1 protein-coding gene is annotated in these 1,573 nt (G+C 75.7%); it reads right to left on the bottom strand.

Features of this window, described 5'->3' with window-relative positions; translation table 11 throughout:
• A partial coding sequence (locus D5H75_RS40675) for an acyltransferase domain-containing protein (protein WP_202639007.1) occupies window positions 1-1,573 on the bottom strand: 1,573 nt, incomplete at both ends.

Below are 1,573 nucleotides of genomic sequence, written 5' to 3'. Positions count from 1 at the left end.
GGCGCGGCACCCACACCCGGCCGCCGCGCACCGCCACCTCCGGCTCACCGCAGGCCAGCGCGGCGCGCACCCCCTCCGGGAGGTCCTCGTCAGGTACGGCTCCGGCCGACGGCTCGTCCGGGTCGAGGGCGGCCGGGGCGGCGTCGTCCGGATCCAGGTCGACCAGCGTGATCCGGCCCGGCTCCTCCGCCTGGGCCGACCGGACCAGCCCCCAGACCGCGGCCTGCGCCGGATCCGGGGCCTCGCCGTCCGCCACGGTCACCGCGCCCCGCGTGATCACCACGGCGGGCCGGGCGTCCGCCCCGGTCAGCCAGCCCTGCAGGCCGGCCAGCACCGTGCGCAGGGCGTGCCGCGCCCGATCGGCCGAATCGCCCGTGCCCTCGGCTCCGTCCGTGCCGCCGGTCTGATCGATGACGAGTACGTCGCCGACGGCCGCCGCCTCGGGGGACGCCTGCTCCGGCGCGAGCCGCCAGGCCACCTCGAACACCGAAGGACGGTCGGTGACGCCGGATTCGCCTGAGTCCGGGCGGCCCGGGGGGTACAGCCAGTAGTGCCGCCGCTGGAAGGGGTAGGTGGGCAGGTCCAGGTGCCGGGTCCGGGCGCCGGCCGGCCAGGAGGTCCAGTCCACGGCTGCGCCGCCGGTCCAGGCCCGGCCGAGCCCGGCGACCAGTTGGGCGGTCTCCTCGCGGTCGCGGCGCAGCAGCGCGGCCACCACGCCCGCCTCGGCGCCGTCGTCGCCCTCCTGGTGGGCGAGGACCTGTTCGATCATGGGGGCGAGCTGGGCGTCCGGACCGGCCTCGACGAAGCAGCCGACCTCGTGCTCGCTCAGGGCGGCGACGGCGTCGGCGAATCGTACGGGTTCCCGCACGTGCCGTACCCAGTAGTCGGCCTGGGTGATCTCGGCGCCCGCCAGGCGGCCGGTGAGGTTGGACACCAGGGGGATGGCCGGCTGGTGGAAGGTGATGGTTTCGGCCACGGCGGCGAAGTCGTCGAGCATGGGCCGCATCAGCGGGGAGTGGAAGGCGTGCGAGACCCGCAACCTGCGGGTCCGGTGCCCGCGCTCGCCCGCCCAGGTGAGGATCTGGTCCACCTGGTCGGGCGTGCCGGAGACCACGACCGCGCCGGGGGCGTTGATCGCCGCCACGGACACCTCGTCCCGCTCGGCCACCACGGGGGCGATCTCCGCCTCCCCGCAGCCGATCGCGGCCATCGCCCCACCGGCGGGAAGGGCCTGCATCAACCGGCCGCGAGCGGCGACGAGCCGGCAGGCGTCGGCCAGGTCGAGCACTCCTGCGACATGCGCGGCGGTGATCTCGCCGAGCGAGTGCCCGGCCACGTAGTCCGGCCGCACGCCGAGTGATTCGAGCAGCCGGTACAGGGCGGTCTCGACCGCGAACAGCCCGGCCTGCGCGAACACCGTCTGATCCAGCAGGTCGGCCGCGCCGGGCTCACCTGCGATGATCTGGCGCAGGCTCAGCCCACCGGCCAGCCCGCCCACGACCTCAGCGGCCTCGGAAGCGGCGAACTCGGCCTCCAGCAGCTCACACGCCTCGTCGAAGGCCCGCGCGAACAC

The organism is Bailinhaonella thermotolerans (assembly GCF_003594875.1).
Taxonomy (GTDB): Bacteria; Actinomycetota; Actinomycetes; order Streptosporangiales; family Streptosporangiaceae; genus Bailinhaonella; species Bailinhaonella thermotolerans.
This window is presented reverse-complemented; position numbering and strand designations above follow the sequence as displayed.